Source organism: Rhodococcus sp. 11-3, from assembly GCF_023704055.1.
Classification (GTDB): Bacteria; Actinomycetota; Actinomycetes; order Mycobacteriales; family Mycobacteriaceae; genus Rhodococcus; species Rhodococcus aetherivorans.
Window position 1 is genome coordinate 2,155,608 of record NZ_CP080406.1, and the last position, 16,833, is coordinate 2,172,440.

13 protein-coding genes are annotated in these 16,833 nt (G+C 69.7%); 9 read left to right on the top strand and 4 right to left on the bottom strand.

Translation table 11 applies throughout. The features are described from left to right. Nucleotides 1-18: 18 nt before the first annotated feature. From fdxA to KZJ41_RS10455, 9 genes are all read left to right on the top strand, one after another. Nucleotides 19-351 carry a ferredoxin gene (gene fdxA / locus KZJ41_RS10415; RefSeq protein WP_029542645.1) on the top strand — a complete coding sequence of 111 codons (333 nt, stop codon included), beginning with the start codon at nt 19-21 and terminating at the stop codon, nt 349-351. A 31-nt stretch (nt 352-382) separates the two neighbouring features. Beyond that, nucleotides 383-1,876, top strand: coding sequence for a glutamine synthetase family protein (locus KZJ41_RS10420; protein ID WP_043800073.1), 1,494 nt, complete (start codon nt 383-385; stop codon nt 1,874-1,876). A gap of 36 nt (nt 1,877-1,912) precedes the next feature. Next, nucleotides 1,913-3,280 (top strand): styrene monooxygenase/indole monooxygenase family protein, encoded by a 1,368-nt coding sequence (locus KZJ41_RS10425; RefSeq protein WP_146034277.1) that lies wholly within the window; start codon nt 1,913-1,915, stop codon nt 3,278-3,280. Then, nucleotides 3,277-4,434 (top strand): Xaa-Pro peptidase family protein, encoded by a 1,158-nt coding sequence (locus KZJ41_RS10430; RefSeq protein WP_102799571.1) that lies wholly within the window; start codon nt 3,277-3,279, stop codon nt 4,432-4,434. The genes KZJ41_RS10425 and KZJ41_RS10430 overlap by 4 nt, the downstream gene beginning before the upstream one ends. Before the next feature lie 16 nt (nt 4,435-4,450). Further along, nucleotides 4,451-6,250, top strand: a complete 1,800-nt coding sequence (locus tag KZJ41_RS10435; RefSeq protein ID WP_251550727.1) for a hydantoinase B/oxoprolinase family protein — start codon at nt 4,451-4,453, stop codon at nt 6,248-6,250. A gap of 2 nt (nt 6,251-6,252) precedes the next feature. Beyond that, nucleotides 6,253-8,337 carry a hydantoinase/oxoprolinase family protein gene (locus KZJ41_RS10440; RefSeq protein ID WP_037200721.1) on the top strand — a complete coding sequence of 695 codons (2,085 nt, stop codon included), beginning with the start codon at nt 6,253-6,255 and terminating at the stop codon, nt 8,335-8,337. Nucleotides 8,338-8,405: 68 nt separating this feature from the next. Then, the gene (locus tag KZJ41_RS10445; protein ID WP_139310991.1) at nt 8,406-9,548 is read left to right on the top strand and encodes a LuxR C-terminal-related transcriptional regulator; all 1,143 of its coding nucleotides are present in this window, start codon (nt 8,406-8,408) and stop codon (nt 9,546-9,548) included. Continuing rightward, entirely contained in the window at nt 9,545-10,333 is a 789-nt protein-coding gene (locus KZJ41_RS10450) for an SDR family oxidoreductase (protein ID WP_006933109.1), read from the top strand. The genes KZJ41_RS10445 and KZJ41_RS10450 overlap by 4 nt, the downstream gene beginning before the upstream one ends. A gap of 4 nt (nt 10,334-10,337) precedes the next feature. Beyond that, nucleotides 10,338-10,868, top strand: a complete 531-nt coding sequence (locus tag KZJ41_RS10455; RefSeq protein ID WP_102799576.1) for a flavin reductase family protein — start codon at nt 10,338-10,340, stop codon at nt 10,866-10,868. A 70-nt stretch (nt 10,869-10,938) separates the two neighbouring features. On the opposite strand, the gene KZJ41_RS10460 is transcribed toward KZJ41_RS10455, so the two are convergent. The 4 genes from KZJ41_RS10460 to KZJ41_RS10475 form a co-directional block, all read right to left on the bottom strand. Further along, entirely contained in the window at nt 10,939-12,351 is a 1,413-nt protein-coding gene (locus KZJ41_RS10460; RefSeq protein ID WP_029542658.1) for an MFS transporter, read from the bottom strand. Nucleotides 12,352-12,463: 112 nt separating this feature from the next. Next, nucleotides 12,464-14,242: a glycoside hydrolase family 15 protein gene (locus KZJ41_RS10465; protein WP_251550729.1), complete on the bottom strand. Its 1,779-nt coding sequence runs from the start codon at nt 14,240-14,242 to the stop codon at nt 12,464-12,466. A gap of 95 nt (nt 14,243-14,337) precedes the next feature. Continuing rightward, nucleotides 14,338-14,535, bottom strand: a complete 198-nt coding sequence (locus KZJ41_RS10470) for a DUF4177 domain-containing protein (RefSeq protein ID WP_029542662.1) — start codon at nt 14,533-14,535, stop codon at nt 14,338-14,340. Between the two features lie 407 nt (nt 14,536-14,942). Further along, nucleotides 14,943-16,727, bottom strand: coding sequence for an alpha/beta-hydrolase family protein (locus KZJ41_RS10475; RefSeq protein ID WP_231385878.1), 1,785 nt, complete (start codon nt 16,725-16,727; stop codon nt 14,943-14,945). Nucleotides 16,728-16,833 lie beyond the last annotated feature (106 nt).

Sequence of the window (16,833 nt, forward strand, 5' to 3'; positions counted from 1 at the left end):
GCACCCCCAGGAGGAACCGTGCCGTACTTCATCGGAGAACCCTGCACCGACGTCATGGACAAGTCGTGCATGGAGGAATGCCCCGTCGACGCCATCTACGAGGGCGCCCGCAAGCTCTACATCCACCCGTTCGAATGCGTCGACTGCGGTGCCTGCCAATCGGTCTGCCCGATGGAGGCCATCTCGAACGACCGCCGGGTGGACGAGACCACCCGCATCCATCTCGAGGACAACGCCGTCTTCTTCAGTTCGGTGCTGCCCGGGCGCGACGCCCCGCTCGGCTCCCCGGGCGGGGCGGTGCACACCGGCCCGATCGGGGTCGACACCCCACTCGTCGCGGCACGCGACTGACCCCACGAACCCACCCCTCACGGAGGACCGCATGTCCACTTCAGCCAAGTTCGTCGCCCGCCACGCCCTGTACGACGCCGCGCAGCAGGAGGCCGCCGACCGCGCCCGGAACCTTCTCGCGGAGAAGGGCATCGAGATGGTCCGCCTGGCCTGGCCGGATCAGCACGGCCTGATCCGCGGCAAGACGATGACCGTCGACAGCTACCTGGCGGCGCTCGAGTCCGGCACCGAGATCACCATGGCGCCGTTCTTCTTCGACACCGCCAACGCCATCGTCTTCAACCCGTTCAGCCCCGGCGGCGGGTTCGACATGCCCGAGCTGTCCGGCAGCCCGAACCTCACCATGGTTCCGGACCCCACCACCTTCCGGGTGCTGCCGTGGGCGCCGGACACCGGCTGGGTGCTGTGCGACCTGTACTTCCGCGACGGCAGCCCCTTCCCGTTCTCCCCCCGCAGCATCCTGCGCAACACCCTCGCCCAGCTCGAAAGCGCCGGCTACCACCTGATCACCGGCCTCGAGGTCGAGTGGTATCTCACCCGCGTCCTCGACGACAAGCTCGTCACCGGCTCCCTCGGTGCCCCCGGGATGCCCGCCGACCCGCCGGAGGTCGCGGCCGTCGCCCGCGGCTACAACTACCTCCTCGAATCGCATCTCGACGAGATCGACGACGTGCTGCGCCCGGTGCGACAGGCCGTCACCGCGCTCGGGCTGCCGCTGCGCTCGATCGACGACGAGTGGGCGCCGAGCCAGGTCGAGACCACCTTCGACGTGCTCGAGGGCATGGCCGCCGCGGATTCGATGCTGCTGTTCCGCTCCGCCGTCAAGCAGATCTGCCGCCGCGGTGGCTACCTCGCCTCCTTCATGTCCACCCCGGGCATCCCCGGCTTCTACGCCAGCGGCTGGCACCTGCACACCTCCCTGGTCGACACCGTCACCGGCGAGAACGTCATGGTGCCGGGGGAGGGGGAGCTGCTGTCCGACATCGGCCGGCACTACGTCGGCGGCACCCTGGCCCACGCCGCCGCCGCGTCGCCGTTCATGACGCCCACGATCAACGGGTACCGCCGCCGTCGCCCGTACTCCCTGGCCCCGGACCGGCTGACGTGGGGCCTGGACAACCGGGCCGCGATGATGCGCGTCATCAGCGCCCCCGGTGACAAGGCCTCACATGTCGAGAACCGCGTCGGCGAGCCCGCCGCCAACCCGTACCTGTACATCGCGGCGCAGGCCGCCGCGGGGCTCGACGGCATCAAGAACAAGACCGAGCCGGGTGCCCCGTCGGTGGATCCGTACGCCGCCGACGTTCCGCACCTGCCCACGAGCCTGAAGGAAGGGCTCGCGGCCCTGGGGGCGAGCCGGTTCTACCGGGAGGCGTTCGGCGACCGTTTCGTCGACTACCTCGTCACCATGAAGTCCAGCGAGGTCTCGCGCTACGAAGCGCACCTGGCCGAGCAGCCCGACCCGCAGGGCTACGCCGAGACCGTCACCGAGTGGGAACACCGCGAGTACTTCGAACTCTTCTGACCACCGCTCCACCCACCGGCACAAGGGATGACCGCCATGAGAAGAATCTCCGTGATCGGGGCCGGCCAGGCCGGAACCCTCCTGTCGATGGCCCTGCAGGCCAACGGCTTCCAAGTAGACCTCTACACCGACAAGACCGCCGAGGAGATCCTGCACGAGACCTCCCCGACCGGCACCGCGGCCCTGTTCCACCGCTCGGTCGCCACCGAGCTGCGGCTCGGCTGCCCCGGCTACGACGACAAGGGCGTGCCGATGGACGCCCTGCACGTGTGCTTCAGCCCGAAGATCGGGCAGGAGCTGGTGCACTTCGGCTCCGCGCTCGGCGACGCCGCCGGCGGTGCCGTGGACGTGCGCCGCAAGTCGTACGACCGGATGGTGCGCCTGGCCGAACTCGGCGGCAACATCGTCGTGACATCGGTGCAGCCCGACGACCTCGACGACATCGCCGCCGGCAGCGACCTGACCGTCGTCTCCACCGGCAAGTACGGATTGTCGTCGCTGTTCGCCCGCGACGCGCGGCGCAGCGTCTACGACACCCCGCAGCGCAACCTCGCCATGGTGCTCGTGCGCGGCATCCCCACCGACGGCACCGCCTTCCCCAACCGTGTCGAGGGCTCGACGGGCGTGTGCTTCAACCTCTTCGGCGACGCCGGGGAGATCTTCTGGGTGCCGTTCCTGCACAAGTCCGGCGAGAACGTCTGGTGCCTGGTGTTCGAGGCCAAGCCCGGCGGCCCGTTCGACTGCTGGGCCGACGTCACCACCGTCGAGCAGGCCTTCGCGACCGCCTCGCGCCTGGCCCGCGACTACGCCCCGTGGGACTGGCCGTCGATGCGGAACATGGAGCCGATGCTCGACGACCCGCACTCGTGGCTCAAGGGCCGGGTCACCCCGTCCGTGCGCTCCGGGCTGGGCACCACCCCGGGCGGCCGGCCGATGATGAGCCTCGGCGACACGTCCGTCGCCTACGACCCCGTCGCCGGTCAGGGCGCCGGCTCCGGCATCCGGCAGGCCGGGCACTACTTCGACGCCCTCCTCGCCCGCGGCGACGGACCCTTCGACGCCGATTGGATCACCCGCACCTTCGAAGGCGTCTACGAGGAGCACATCGCCGGCACCTACCGGTTCACCAACCTGCTCCTCGAACCGCTCGGCAAGACACCGCAGCGGGTGCTCACCGCGTGCTTCGCCGACCAGCGCCTCGCCACCCGCTTCGCGCAGGTCTTCGACGCACCTCCCACCGCCTTCCCGTGGCTCACCGAGCGCGCGGCCGCCGACCGGTGGATCGGCGAGCACACCGGTCGCCGCCCCGGCGCGGTCGTCGCCGCCGGCACCGCGAAGATCCTCGCCGGGCAGGTCCGGAACACGCTGCGCGGCAGCCACTTCCCGCGGGCGGTGAGCGCGTGATCGCCACCCTCGCCGAGCGCGACCGGCGCTGGCGGCTGCTGCACGAGCGGATGGAGCGCGACGGTTACGACGCGCTGCTGTTCGCCGCCGCCGACTACCGCGGCCACAAGGGCGCCCTGCGCTACCTCGCCGACTACAACCTCTCGCACCGCTACGGCTACGCCGTCCTGCACCCCGGCGCCGCGCCCACCCTCGCGCTGCCGAAGAACCTCGAGGGCGGCCGCCGGCCCCGCACCGGCTGGATCGACGACTACGTCTACGCCGAGAAGCTCTCCGAGGCGCTCGTCAAGACCCTCACCCGGGGTGCGGCACCGGCCCGCGTCGGCATCGTCGGCATGGGGCAGGTCATGAAGGTCGAGGACTACCTGCACCTCACCGACGCGCTGCCCGACACCGTGTTCGAGGACGCGAGTGCGATGTTCGAGCAGGTCCGCGCCGTCAAGACGGCCGCCGAGATCCGTGGCGCCGAGGAGTCCGCGTACATCGCCGACCGCTGCTTCGAACGGCTGCTCGAGATCGCCCGCCCCGGCACGACCGAACGCGCCGTCGCCGCCGAGATGTACCGCGTCGCCTACTCGCTCGGCGCCGAGGACCCGCTGTTCCTCACCATGTACGCCGACGACGAGCCGACCGGCCCGTGCCCGACGTTCGGGGCCCCCGGCGGCCGGGAACTCACCGCCCACGACGTGTTCACCTTCAGCTACGAACTCGTCGGGCCCGCCGGCTACTGGATGGAACTGTCCCGCATGGTCACCTTCGCCCCGCCCACGCCGGAGGTGCAGCGCCTCGCCGACGCGGTGTGCTCCGGCCTGGCCGCCGGAAGCGCCGCCCTGCGCCCCGGCACCACGATGTCCGGCGTGCAGCGCGACGTCATCGCCGCGATCGAGCAGCACGGGGTCAGGTCGTCCTACTGGTCCGGCCACGGCCTCGGCCTCGACGTGCTCGAGGAGCCGTGGGTGGGCCTGGAGATGGTGCAGGACAACGAGAACCACGAGGCCGTCACCGCCACCGCCGAGGGCATGGTGATCGCCCTGCACCCCATGCTGTGGGACGCCGACTCCGGCGCCATGGGCTACATGGCCGACACCTGCGTCGTCGAGGCCGGGCGCACCCGCACCCTGTCCAAGTTTCCGACCGAGCTGTACCGGGTCTGAGAGAGGTAGAGCAATCATGACCACCCTGGAACGCCCCACCGCCGGCACGGCGGGCGGCACCGCCATCGACCCGATCCTCGCGTCGGTGCTGCAGCGGCGCGTCGACGCCATCGCCAAGGAGATGGCGACGATGCTGATGCGCTCGTCCCGCTCGCCGATCTTCAACGAGATCGGCGACCTGGTGACGGTGCTGTTCGACAAGCACGGCCGCACCCTCGCCCAGGCCGAGTTCGCCGCCATCATCGCCTTCGGCGCCCAGCCGCCACTCGAATACATCATCGACTACTTCGGCGACGACATCGCCGAGGGCGACGTCATCCTCCACAACGACGTCTACACCGGCGGCAACCAGAACGCCGACACCGGCGTCTACCTGCCCATCTTCCACGAGGGCGAACTCGTCGGCTGGGCCGCCGCCAAGGGCCACATGGCCGACATCGGCGGCATGACCATCGGCGGCTACAACCCCAGCGCCACCGAGATCTGGCAGGAGGCCCTGCGCATCCCGCCCGTGAAGATCATGGCCGGAGGAGTGCTGCGCAAGGACGTGTGGGACTTCGTCGGCGCCAACATCCGCATCGACTTCGTCATGGAGGACATCAAGTCCATGGTCGGCGCGTGCACCGTGGGCTCGCGCCGCCTCGTCGAACTGCTCGGCCGCTACGGCCGCGGCACCTTCGACGCCCACATGGACTACATCCTCGACAGCTCCGAGAAGCAGGTCCGTGCCGAGATCGGCCGCTGGCCCGACGGGGTGTACCACGGCGAGAGCTGGATGATCTCCGACGGCCTCGACCCCACTCGCCGCTACAAGGTCGCCTGCGGCATCACCGTCTCCGGCGACGAGGTCACCTTCGACTTCTCCCGCACCGACGATCAGGCCCCCGGCATCACCAACATGCCGCCCGCCTCCGCGATGGGCGCCGTGCGCATCGCGTTCCTCATGCTCGTCGCCGCCGGCGGCATCAACATCCCCACCAACGACGGCCTGTTCCGGCCCGTGCACACCGTGTTCCGGCCCGGCTCGCTGCTCAACCCGCACTTCCCGGCCGCGACCATCTTCGGCAACCAGATGTGCGACGAGGTCGTCGACGCCATCATGTCGGCCCTCGCCGACGCCCTGCCGGACCGCGTCACCGCCGGGTGGAACAAGTTCATCTGCACCGCCCTCAACGGCACCGACCCGCGCACCGAACAGCCGTTCGTGACCCTCACCGTGTTCCAGCGCAACGGCCCCGGCGCCATGAAGGGCACCGACGGGTGGGACGCGCTCGGCTTCACCGGCACCGCCGGGCAGATGCGCTCCCCGGACCCGGAGATGTTCGAGCTGTCGAGCCCGCACTTCCTCGAATATCACGAGTACCTACCGGATTCGGCCGGCGCCGGCCAGTGGCGCGGCGGCCTCGGCACCCGCTCGGCGTGGCGCTGCTACGGCGACTCCGAAATCGGCGTCACCATCGGCGAATCCGTCGAATCCGAGGGCGGCGCCCCCGGAGCCGGCCTGTTCGGCGGCGGCCCCTCCGGCATGAACCGCATGACCGTCGAATACCCCGACGGCACCACCCACGAGTGGGGGTCGAAGGAACTCGTCGAGCTCCCGTCCGGCTCGGTGGTCCGCTCCGTCAGCGGCGGCGGCGCCGGCTACGGCGACCCGCTGCTGCGGCCCGCGGACCTCGTCGCCGACGAGGTCCGCAACGAACTGCTCTCCGCGGAACAGGCCCGCATCCGCTACGGCGTCGTCGTCGACGCCGCCACCCGCACCCTCGACGCCGAGGCAACCGCTCAGCTGCGCAACACCCGGAAAGGCGGACAGTGACCATGTCGGCAACACCCAGCATCCGCATCGGAGTCGACGTCGGTGGCACCTTCACCGACTTCCTCGTCGTCCACGAGGACGGCACCCGGCTCGTGCACAAGACCAGCTCCATCCCCTCCGACCCGTCCACCGCGGTCGTCAAGGGCCTGACCGAGATCGCCGAGCGGCGCGGGGAGACCCTCACCGGCCTGCTCGCACAGGTCCACACCATCGTGCACGGCACCACCGTCACCACCAACGCCCTGCTCACCCGCACCGGCGCCAAGACCGGCCTGCTCACCACCGAGGGCTTCCGCGACGTGCTGCAGATGCGCGACGGCACCCGCGAGGACGCCTACGACAACCGGCTCACGCCGCCGGCGCCGCTCGTGCCCCGGGCGCTGCGCCGGCCCGTCGGCGGCCGCCTCGACCACGAGGGCACCGAGGTCACCCCGCTCGCCACCGACGACGTGCGTGCCGCCGCCGAACTGTTCCGGCGCGAGGGCGTCGAGGCCGTGGCGGTGTCGTTCATGCACTCGCACGCCGGCGACGAGCACGAACGACAGGCCGCCGACATCCTCGCCGCCGAGCTGCCCGGCGTGTACCTGACCCGCTCGAGCGAGCTGCTGCCGCAGGTGCGCTACTACGACCGCACCAGCACCGCCGTGCTCAATTCCTATGCGGGACCGATCATCACGCGCTACCTTCGGGTGCTCACCGAGGCGCTCGACGCGGCGGGATTCACCGGCATCCTGCTGCTCATGCAGTCCAACGGCGGCGTCGCCACCCCCGACGAGCTGGCCCGCCGTGCCGCCCTGTCGCTGCTGTCCGGCCCGGCGTCCGGGCCCACCGCCGGCCTGCTCGAGGTCGCCCCGCACGGCTGGGACCGCTGCCTGACCGTCGACATGGGCGGCACCAGCTTCGACGCCGCCGTCGTCAACGACGGCCGGCCGCTCGTGATGACCGACGGGCAGATCGACCGCGGCCGCATCGCCCTGCCCATGGTCGACATCCACACCATCGGCGCCGGCGGCGGCAGCATCGCCTACGTCGACGAGGGCGGCCTGCTGCGCGTCGGCCCCGAGAGCGCCGGCGCCGTCCCCGGACCCGCCTGCTACGGCCGCGGCGGCACCCGCGCCACCGTCACCGACGCCGACGTCGTCCTCGGCTACGTCGACCCCGCGAGCTTCCTCGGCGGCGACATCCCCCTCGACCGGGAGGCCTCGATCGAGGCGATCCGCCGCGACGTCGCCGAACCCCTCGGCATCTCCGTCGAGGAGGCCGCCGCCGGCATCTACGACGTCGTCAACGTCGGCATGGCCGCCGGTGTCCGGGAGATCACCGTCCGCCGCGGTCTCGACGCCCGCGACTTCCCGATCGTCGTCGCCGGGGGAGCCGGGCCCGTCCACGCCGCCGCCATCGCCCGCGAACTCGAGATCCCCGTGCTCGTCACCCCGCGCGAGTCGTCGATCTTCTGCGCCGCCGGCATGCTCGTGTGCGACTTCCAGCACGACTTCGTGCAGAGCCACAAGGCCGAACTCGCCGCCCTCGACACCGGAGAACTCCTCGGGATCTGGCACGACATGGCCATGCGCGGCCGCAAGATCCTCGCCGAGGAAGGCGTCGCCGACACCGAGGTGACCCTGCAACCCTCGCTGGACATGCGCTACCGCGGCCAGTGGTACGAGATCAACGTGCCGCTCGACCCGTCGTCCCTCGACGGCGTCGACCTCGCCGACGTCGCCGAGCGGTTCCACGCCATGCACGACACCCTGTTCGGCTACCGCTCCCCGGACATGCCGATCGACGTGCTCAACATCCGGCTCAGCGTCGTCGGCACCACCCCCAAGCCGCGCCTCGACAGCGCCGTCGTGCCCACCGGCGACGGCACCGGGCGGATCGGCACCCGCCCGATCTGGTCGGTGCTGCACCGGACGATGGTCGAGGCCGCGGTGTACGACGGGCACGGCCTCGGCGTGGGCGCACACTTGGAGGGGCCGGCGATCATCGAACTGGGCACCAGCAGCGTCGTGGTGCCCGACGAGTTCGCCGTCGAGGTCGACGACCGCGGGTCGTTCGTCCTCCGCTACCGGCCGGCGGCGTCCTGAACGCCGGGCGGGTTGCCGATACGAGGGTGGAGGCCGCCGCACGGGCGGCCGAGGAGGTGCAGGGGGCCATGGACATCGAGTTCCCGTTCGACGGTGACGACGACGATCGCACCGTCGCGACCGATCTCGCCGACGTCGCCGAGTCCCTCCTCGCCGTCGACACGGTCGAGGCGATCCAGGACCTGTGCATGGACCTCGTCCCGCGGGTGCTGCCGTCCCGTGCCTTCGGCATCTACCTGTTCGGCGACTCGCCCGGCCGCACACCGCTGGCCGCCGCGGAGGGCGTCAGCGAACGCTTCCTGACGCTGTACGAGGAACTCGGCCGTCACCAGGACCCCGTGCTGCGCACGCTCGAGCAACGCCGCCGCCCCACCCACAGCAGCCGGCTGATGAGCGAGAACACGTGGACCGAGTCCCCGTTCTTCCGCGACGTGGCCCGCCTGCACGACATGCGGATGGTGCTCGAGGCGCCCATCATCGAACGCGGCCACGTCGTCGGCACCCTCAACTTCGCCGACAACGACCGGCTCGCGCTGGCGTCGCCCGCGGAGATCGCCGTCGCCGGCGCCCTGGGCCGGCTCGTGGGTGTCGCGGTCACCGAGGTGGCTCGGCGGGAGGCGGCCCGCGCCGTGCAGGACGACCTGTGGGCCGCGCTCGACCTGTCGAGCGAGGCCACGGTCATCCTCGATCTCGCCACCGGGCAACGCCAGGTCAACGCCGCCGCGCGGGCCCTGCTCGGCCGGGTCGGCATCAGCGAGCCCACGCTCTGGCTGACCGGGCTCATCGAAGCCGGCGGGCCCGGCCGCGACGCCGACGCCGGCATGCGGCAGACGTTCGTCCTGGACGTGCGCCTCGACGGGGTGTCCCGGCACCTGCAGGTGCAGAGCTGCGTCACCGACCGGGGCGGCGCCCGCCGCGTCGTGGCACTGCTCGAGCTGTTGCCCGCCGCACCGGGCGTCGCCGCGCTGCCCGACCACCTCGCCTCGCAGCTCTCCGCCCGCGAACGCGAGATCGCCGCCCTCGCCGTCGCGGGCCTGCAGGACCAGCAGATCGCCGAGAAGCTCTTCCTCAGCCGCTACACCGTCAAGCAGTACCTCAAGACCACCTACCGCAAGCTCGGGATCCGATCCCGGCTCGAGCTCACCCGCGCCGCCCTCACCGGCGAACCCGCCGACGACGGACCGCGCCCCACGACCCCGGAGCAGCCATGACCACCACCGCCCCCACTGCCGTCGTCACCGGCGGCGCCACCATGATCGGCGCGGCCGTCGCCGAAGCCCTCGCCAAGGACGGCTGGTCCGTCGCGATCGTCGACGTCGATCCCGCCGGCGGAGCCGTCGCCGACCGGCTGGGCGAGCAGGCGAGCTTCCACCGCACCGACCTCACCGACGACGAAGCCCTCGCCGGCACCGTCGCCGCGATCGCCGACCGTCACGGCGGCATCGACCACCTCGTCAACCTCGCCTGCGTCTACCGCGACAACGGGCCCGCCTCCACCCGCTCCGACTGGCTCGCCACCCTCGACGTCAACGTCGTCAGCGCCGCCGTCCTCACCGGGCTCGCGCTGCCGTGGCTGCGCCGCTCCGACCGGGCCGCCGTCGTCAACTTCACCTCCACCTCCGCGCGCGTCGCGCAGGCCGGGCGCTGGACGTACCCCGTCAGCAAGGCCGCCATGGTCCAGCTCACCCGCAACATGGCCCTCGACCTCGCCGCCGACGGCATCCGCGTCAACTCCGTCTCGCCCGGCTGGACCTGGTCCAACGCCATCGACCAGCTCTCCGGCGGGGACCGCGTCAAGGCCGACCGGGTGGCCGCGCCGCTGCACCTGCTCGGCCGCACCGGCGACCCGGCGGAGGTGGCTGCCGTGGTGCGGTTCCTGCTCTCGCCCGAGGCGTCGTTCGTCACCGGAGCCGACTACGCCGTCGACGGCGGCTACACCGCCATGGGCCCCGAACGGGCCGATCAGCTCATGGCCGAACTCGCCGGACAGGAGTGACGCCATGACCACCCACGGACTCGATCTCCGCGACCTGCGCAACGCCTTCGGCCAGTTCGCCACCGGCGTCACCGTCATTACCGCGCGCGGTGCCGGCGCCCGGCGGGCCGGCATCACCGCGAACTCGCTGACCTCCCTGTCGCTCGATCCGCCCCTGCTGCTGTTCTGCCTCGCCAACCAGGCGCCCAGCTATGAAACGTTCTGCACCGCCGAGTATTTCGCAGTCCACGTGCTGGGGGTCGAGCAGCAGGGGCTGTCGCAGCGGTTCTCCCGGCCCGCCGAGGACAAGTTCGCCGGGCTGCCGGTCGACGAGGGGCCCGGCGGGGTGCCGCTGCTCGGCGGATGCCTCGCCCGGTTCGTGTGCACCCGCGAAAATGCTTACGTGGAGGGCGATCACACCATCTTCGTCGGCCGGGTGCGGGAGTACGAACGGGGAGAGGACGAGCCGCTGCTGTTCCACGCCGGCAGCTACCGACTCGCGGCACCCCGGGAGGCCGTGCCCGGGTGCGTCGCCCGCTCGCCGGCCGCTCGGTAGGGGCCCAGCCGCGCCGCCTGCCGCACCCGACGGCCGGGCGCGCGTCCATCACTACCCCCACGCCGAACTGTCAATTCGACATGCGAGCATGCCGGTCATGTCCGCCGGTGCCAGGCAGGAACACCGCCACCAGCAACCCCACCAGACCGATGACGGCCAGGACGACCATTGCCAGCGCGTACGCCCGGTCCGGTGAGGTCAAGCCGGCGACGAGCACGGTGCCGGCCACGGCAGTGCCCAGCGACGAGCCGAGGTTCGACACGCACCGCGACAGACCCGAGATCTCCCCTTGCCGGTCCTCGGGGAATGCCGATTGCACGACGTTCACCGACGGAGTCAGCATGGTTCCGAGGCCGACCCCGATGAGCAGCAGTCCCGGCGCGAACGCCCACGCACTGGACGAGGCGCGCACGAGTACGAGGAGAATCACGATTCCTGCCAGAGTGGCGACGAATCCGGCCATGATCAACGTGCGTTGCGAGTATTTGGTTGCCAGCCGCTCGGCTCCCAGGGAGGCGCCCAGGATGCCAGCGGTGGCCGCAGTGAAGATCACGCCGGTCTGGATGGCGTTGTAGCCCCGCACGACCTGGAGGAACGCTGAAACGACGAATGCGGTTCCCATCAGCAGCAACCATTGGACGTTCTGAGTCACCAGGGCGAGGTTGGATGTGCGGTTGCGGAAGAGGGTGAGTGAGAGCAACGGCTCTTTACCGGCTCGCTCACGAGCCCGCACGTACAGCAGGAATGACAGCACCAACAGCACACCGAGAGCGATCAGGATCACCGCCAACCTGGCGTTGTTGTCGGCTTGCAGGATGCCCATCACAAGGCACACGAGGCCGGCGGCCGACAAGACGGTTCCTCCGATGTCGAACGGTCGTGCCGGGTCGGCGGGTACCGGATCGTCTATTCCTCGGCTCAGAAAGATGATGACCCCGACGATCAGCGCCTGGAACACGAAGGCCGCGCGCCAGTCGATACCGGTGGTGATGAGACCACCGATCAACGGACCCGCCGCCGCGCCGATGCCGCCCATCCCGGTGATCACACCGAAGGCGCGTGCCCGAGAGACTGTGTCAGTGAAGAGCATCGTCGTCAGGATGTACACGGGCGGGATCAGCAGTGCGGTGCCGACCCCTTCGAGGATCGAGTTGCCGAGAATCAAGACCCCGAGGGTGGGGGACACTGCGCTGAGCAGAGCCCCGGCTCCGTAGAGGATAAGGCCCAGAACGAAACACCGTTTACGCCCCCATCGGTCCGTCAGCTTGCCGCCCGGAATCATCAACGCGGCCATCACCAACAGGAACAGGGTGATCGCGGTCTGCACGCCCTGCACCGTCGTTCCCAGATCCGTACTGATGTCGTTGATCATCACATTCATGTTCGAGCCGGCAAAGCTACAGATGAACTGAGCCAATGCCAAGGGAATCAGCATTCGTCGCACAGCGGCAGGCGGCCGGGAGGAGCTGAGGCTCTCTGTCATGTCATGCCCCTCGCAGTCGATGGGGAAGCAACAACTCGAGCATTGTTTCGCCGGTGCCTGCCGACACTGCCGCTGATCCTGCGGCTCCCCACGAGCACGCGCGGCGGGCGGATCATCCTCCGGCGGCCTCGGCCTCGGTGGCGGCGATGGCATAAGCGGCGCCGATGAGGGTCAGGTGGCTGAACGCCTGAGGAAAGTTGCCGACCTGGCGATCGCGGCCGACGTCGTACTCCTCGGCGAGCAGACCCAGATCGTTGCTCAATGCGGCGAGCCGCTCGAACAGCGTGCGAGCCTGCCCGACACGGCCGTTCAAGGCCAGCGCACTGACCAACCAGAAGGAGCACGCCAGAAACTGCCCTTCGTCGCCGGGTAGACCGTCGTCTGTCCGGGAGGTCGAATACCGCGAGACGAACCCGTCGCGCCCGAGTTCGCGGGTGACCGCGTCGATTGTGCCGGTCACCCGTTCGTCGGTGCCCGGCAGGAACCCCACGAGCGGAATTGTCAGCACGCTGGCGTCGAGCTCCTCCGATCCGTAGTACTGGGTGAAGGTGTTGCGCCGGGGGTCGAAGCCGCGCTCACACACCTCGTTGTGGATCTGGTCGCGCAGCCGCCTCCACCGTTCGGCCGGTCCGTCGAGGTTGTACCGTTCGACCAGGCGAACCGCGCGATCGAACACCACCCACGCCATGACCTTCGACTGGGTGAAGTGCCGCCGCGGTCCGCGGGTTTCCCAGATCCCGTCGTCGGGCTCGTCCCAGATCGACTCGACGTACTCGATCAGGGTGCGCCAGCGCGGCCACAGATGCGGCTCGACCCGTCCCACGGCCTCGGTACTGAGGAAGGCGACGCCGATCAGTTCACCGTAGACGTCGAGTTGGAACTGTTCCGACGCTGCGTTGCCGACGCGCACCGGAGTGGATCCCTCGTATCCCGGAATCTTGGGTAGTTCGAACTCCGTCAGTCGCCGTTCGCCGCCGATACCGTACATGATCTGGATCTTCGCGGGGTCTCCCGTACCGACCCGCTGGAGGAAATTCCGGAACGAGAACGCTTCTTCGGTGTACCCGCCGGCCAGCAGGGATTCGAGGGCCAGCACCGAGTCACGGATCCAGCAGTAGCGGTAGTCCCAGTTGCGCACCCCACCGATGTCTTCCGGCAGGGAGGTCGTCGGGGCCGCGATCAGCGCGCCGGTCGCCTCGTGGGTCATGGCTTTGAGCACGATGAGGGAGGTCAGCACCTCGTCCCGGTACGGTCCGGCGTAAGCGAGCCGGCCGCTCCACTCGCGCCACCACGCCTGTGTGCGGGCCAGCGCCGAGTCGGCGTCCTCGATCGAGGGAGGGGGACCGAAGGAGTCGTGCCAGCACAGCGTGAACCGCTCGCGTCCGCCCTCGGTGACGACGAAGTCCGCCGTCGCATTACCGTCCCCGAGTTGCAGGGGCACCGGGGTGCTCAGCCGGAACGAGTCCGGACCGGCGATGACGAGTACGCCATCGGCAGCGGGCTCGACCCACGGGGTGATCGTGCCGTAGTCCGGCCGGATCGACAGTTGCATCCGCATCGGAACCCGACCGCGCAAGCCCTCCACGATCCGCATCAGCCGCGGTGGTCCGTCACCGCGACGAGGCATGAAGTCGATGATCCGGACCGCCCCGTCCGTGGTTTCGACGTCGGTTTCGAGTATGAGCGTTCCGGCACGGTATCGGCGCGTGACGTCCGCGATCTCACCGGCCGGACGAAGACTCCAGCGTCCGTGCCGATCGTCGCCGATCAGAGCGGCGAAGCACGACGGAGAATCGAAGCGGGGCAGGCACAGCCAGTCGACGGCGCCGTCACGGCTGACGAGTGCGGCGCTCTGCAGATCTCCGATCAGTCCGTAGTCCTCGATACGCATCGCGTTTTCCCATCCTGTCGGCCGGGTTTCACGTATCGACCGCGTGGCACCCGTTTGTGCGATTCAGCGGTGGTGACGCGCCACGGCACGTCCCCTCAGTCTTCGCGCTCGAACGTTACGAGCAGCCCTTCGACACCACCGGGGCCGAGCCGTCCCTTGATGTCTGCCGAGGTGATCGCCTTCAGTCGCCATCCCTGGCGGGCCTGTTCGTTGAGGAGCCGCTCGAGTTTGTCTCCGGACATCTTGCCGCCGAGCATCTTTTCGCGAACTTCGATCACCCTGTACGTGTACACGCCGTCTCCTCGAGATGGTCGGATGGGTCCGCAGCGCTGTTTCCGGATGCCGCGGCGTGTCGAGCAGCAGACTCCTTCCCGACGAAGCTCAGACCGATCGGAGCGGCCGATGCTTCGGACGTGTTGTTCCATGCGCGCGGCACATCGCAAAGTGGTTCGGGAACTGCGCGTTGGGCTTCGCTCCGAGGAGCGGATCGCCGGAGTAGGCCCTCCATCTACACACCACCTCATTGGACCACACCGATGCAGTTGCCGGTTCGGGAAAGCGGAGGCTGGTCTCATGGCCCAGCCATCCGGAACGCCACGTCCAATCCGGCTCCGCGGGATCGACCGAGCACCAGCTCCATCAAGTGGAAGTCCGCCGGATGCTTACCTGGGGGAGGCGCCACCGGAGCGCCCCTCCTGTCCTACTCGCCGGCTTCGATGATCGTCCGGAGGGTGGTGAGTTGCTCGGGGGTGATCCCCGTCGGTTGCATGACCGCGTTCCACCCGTCGACGTACCCGGAGGTGTATTTGTGGCCGTGGCCGCCCGGGACACCGGTGGAGAACGGCAGGTCCGCGGTGACCTGCCAGAACGTCACGAACGGCATCCAGAACATCTCCTCGAGCACATCCTGTCCGGGTGGCTGACCGATCCAGTCCGGTTCGCCGAGGATCAGATTCGGGCTCCACCAGACGATCGGGTCGGACGGATGCATCAGGTACAGGACCCGACTGCCGTCCCAGGGCGTGTCCGCGGGAGGAATCTCCGTCCGGGGATCGTTGGTGAATCGCACCGTGCGCCCGTTCTGGTAGACCGGCTCGATCTCCGGGCTGCCCGGGGCACGCCGATCGCTGAATTCCCGGAACAGGGTGTTGAAGTTCGGGGGGCCGACGAACAGCGTCCCCGAGGTGCGGTTGCGCAGATCGTATTCGCCGCTGAAGGCGGTCTCGCCGCCGAACGAGCCGAGGCTCTCTCCGGCGACGAACAGCCGGGGGCGGTTGTCCTGTGGCAGTTTCGACCACACGTCGTAGACCGCGTCGAACAGATCGCGACCGGCTTGCCGGGCCTTGGATTGATCGACCAGATAGGAGATCCACGACGGCAGGTACGAGTACTGGAGCGCCACGGTCGCCGCGTCGCCACCGGTGAGATACTCGAACGAATCCACCAGCGCGGGGTCCACCCACCCGCTTCCCGTGGTGGTGATCACCAGCAGGTTCCCCCGCTGGAAACCTCCGGCACGGCTGAGGTCCTCGACCGCCGACGCCGCCCGGGATTCGGAGTCGTCGGCCGACGCCAGTCCGGCATAGGCCCGGATCGGCTCCAGGGCCGGGCGTTGGGCGAACTGTGTGAGCTCCTCCGTGGAGGGGCCGGAGCCGATGAAGCTGCGCCCCTGCCACCCCAACGACTCCCACGGCACCACCGATCCCGGTCCGCCCGAACGCAGGCCGGTCGTGGGCTGCTGTATGCCCTCCGGGGTCATGGTGTCCCGCACCGAGAACGCCGAGTTGGCGACACCGACGAGGCCACCGAGCAGCACACCCGACACGACCGCATAGACGAGCCAGGCGACCGCGAGCCACCCGACCACGGTCGCCGCGCGATGTCCGATCCACCGGTTGAGCAGAGCGGCCAGCCAGCGATACAAGCCCCGGACGCCGCGCCCGACCGCCAGGAGGAGACCGAACATCACTGCAGCCACGACGGGGGAGAGGACCACGAGCGCGACGTTGTACTCGGTGACCCCCATCAACCCGCGGATCTCGTGCTGCCAGTACTGACCGACGGCGAAGGAGCCGACGAACAGCACCGCCGCGGCGACGAGGAAGACCAGCCAGGAGCCGCGCCGCGGACGTCGAGGGCCTCGGTCGGCGAATGCGCGCCACACGAACGCCGCGAACACCCCCAACCCGTAGCCGATCGCGGCAGTGATGCCACAGATCATGCCCTGGAGCAGGCCTCCGCGTGGTAGCAGCGACGGCGTGAACGACAGGCACGCGAAGATCAGTGCGCCCCAGCACCCCGGAAGGGTGACGTACAGCAGCTTCCGGCGGCCCCCGGTCTCGGGCGACCGGCTCTCGTCGTCTCCTTCCGCGGCCTCGACGGTCGCGGCGCGAGCTCCGGAGCCGGGAAGACCTGCACCGGTGTTCGCCGTGTCGGGCGCGCCCGGCGCCGAATCGTCCTGGGCGCCGGTTCCCTGTTGTGTCATCGCTGTCCGCCTATGTGCGACCGGTCCGGGACGAGCGAGAAGCATTCCCGATTTCGCGCCAGGCCGACTTCTCGATCAGCAGGGGAACGAAGGTCCGGATCTCCTC

Bases quoted from the DNA above. Each gene is read 5' to 3' on its own strand.
- KZJ41_RS10420 (WP_043800073.1), top strand. From the start codon at position 383: ATGTCCACTTCAGCCAAGTTCGTCGCCCGCCACGCCCTGTACGACGCC.
- KZJ41_RS10425 (WP_146034277.1), top strand. From the start codon at position 1,913: ATGAGAAGAATCTCCGTGATCGGGGCCGGCCAGGCCGGAACCCTCCTG.
- KZJ41_RS10435 (WP_251550727.1), top strand. From the start codon at position 4,451: ATGACCACCCTGGAACGCCCCACCGCCGGCACGGCGGGCGGCACCGCC.
- KZJ41_RS10440 (WP_037200721.1), top strand. From the start codon at position 6,253: ATGTCGGCAACACCCAGCATCCGCATCGGAGTCGACGTCGGTGGCACC.
- KZJ41_RS10445 (WP_139310991.1), top strand. From the start codon at position 8,406: ATGGACATCGAGTTCCCGTTCGACGGTGACGACGACGATCGCACCGTC.
- KZJ41_RS10450 (WP_006933109.1), top strand. From the start codon at position 9,545: ATGACCACCACCGCCCCCACTGCCGTCGTCACCGGCGGCGCCACCATG.
- KZJ41_RS10455 (WP_102799576.1), top strand. From the start codon at position 10,338: ATGACCACCCACGGACTCGATCTCCGCGACCTGCGCAACGCCTTCGGC.
- KZJ41_RS10460 (WP_029542658.1), bottom strand. From the start codon at position 12,351: ATGACAGAGAGCCTCAGCTCCTCCCGGCCGCCTGCCGCTGTGCGACGA.
- KZJ41_RS10465 (WP_251550729.1), bottom strand. From the start codon at position 14,242: ATGCGTATCGAGGACTACGGACTGATCGGAGATCTGCAGAGCGCCGCA.
- KZJ41_RS10475 (WP_231385878.1), bottom strand. From the start codon at position 16,727: ATGACACAACAGGGAACCGGCGCCCAGGACGATTCGGCGCCGGGCGCG.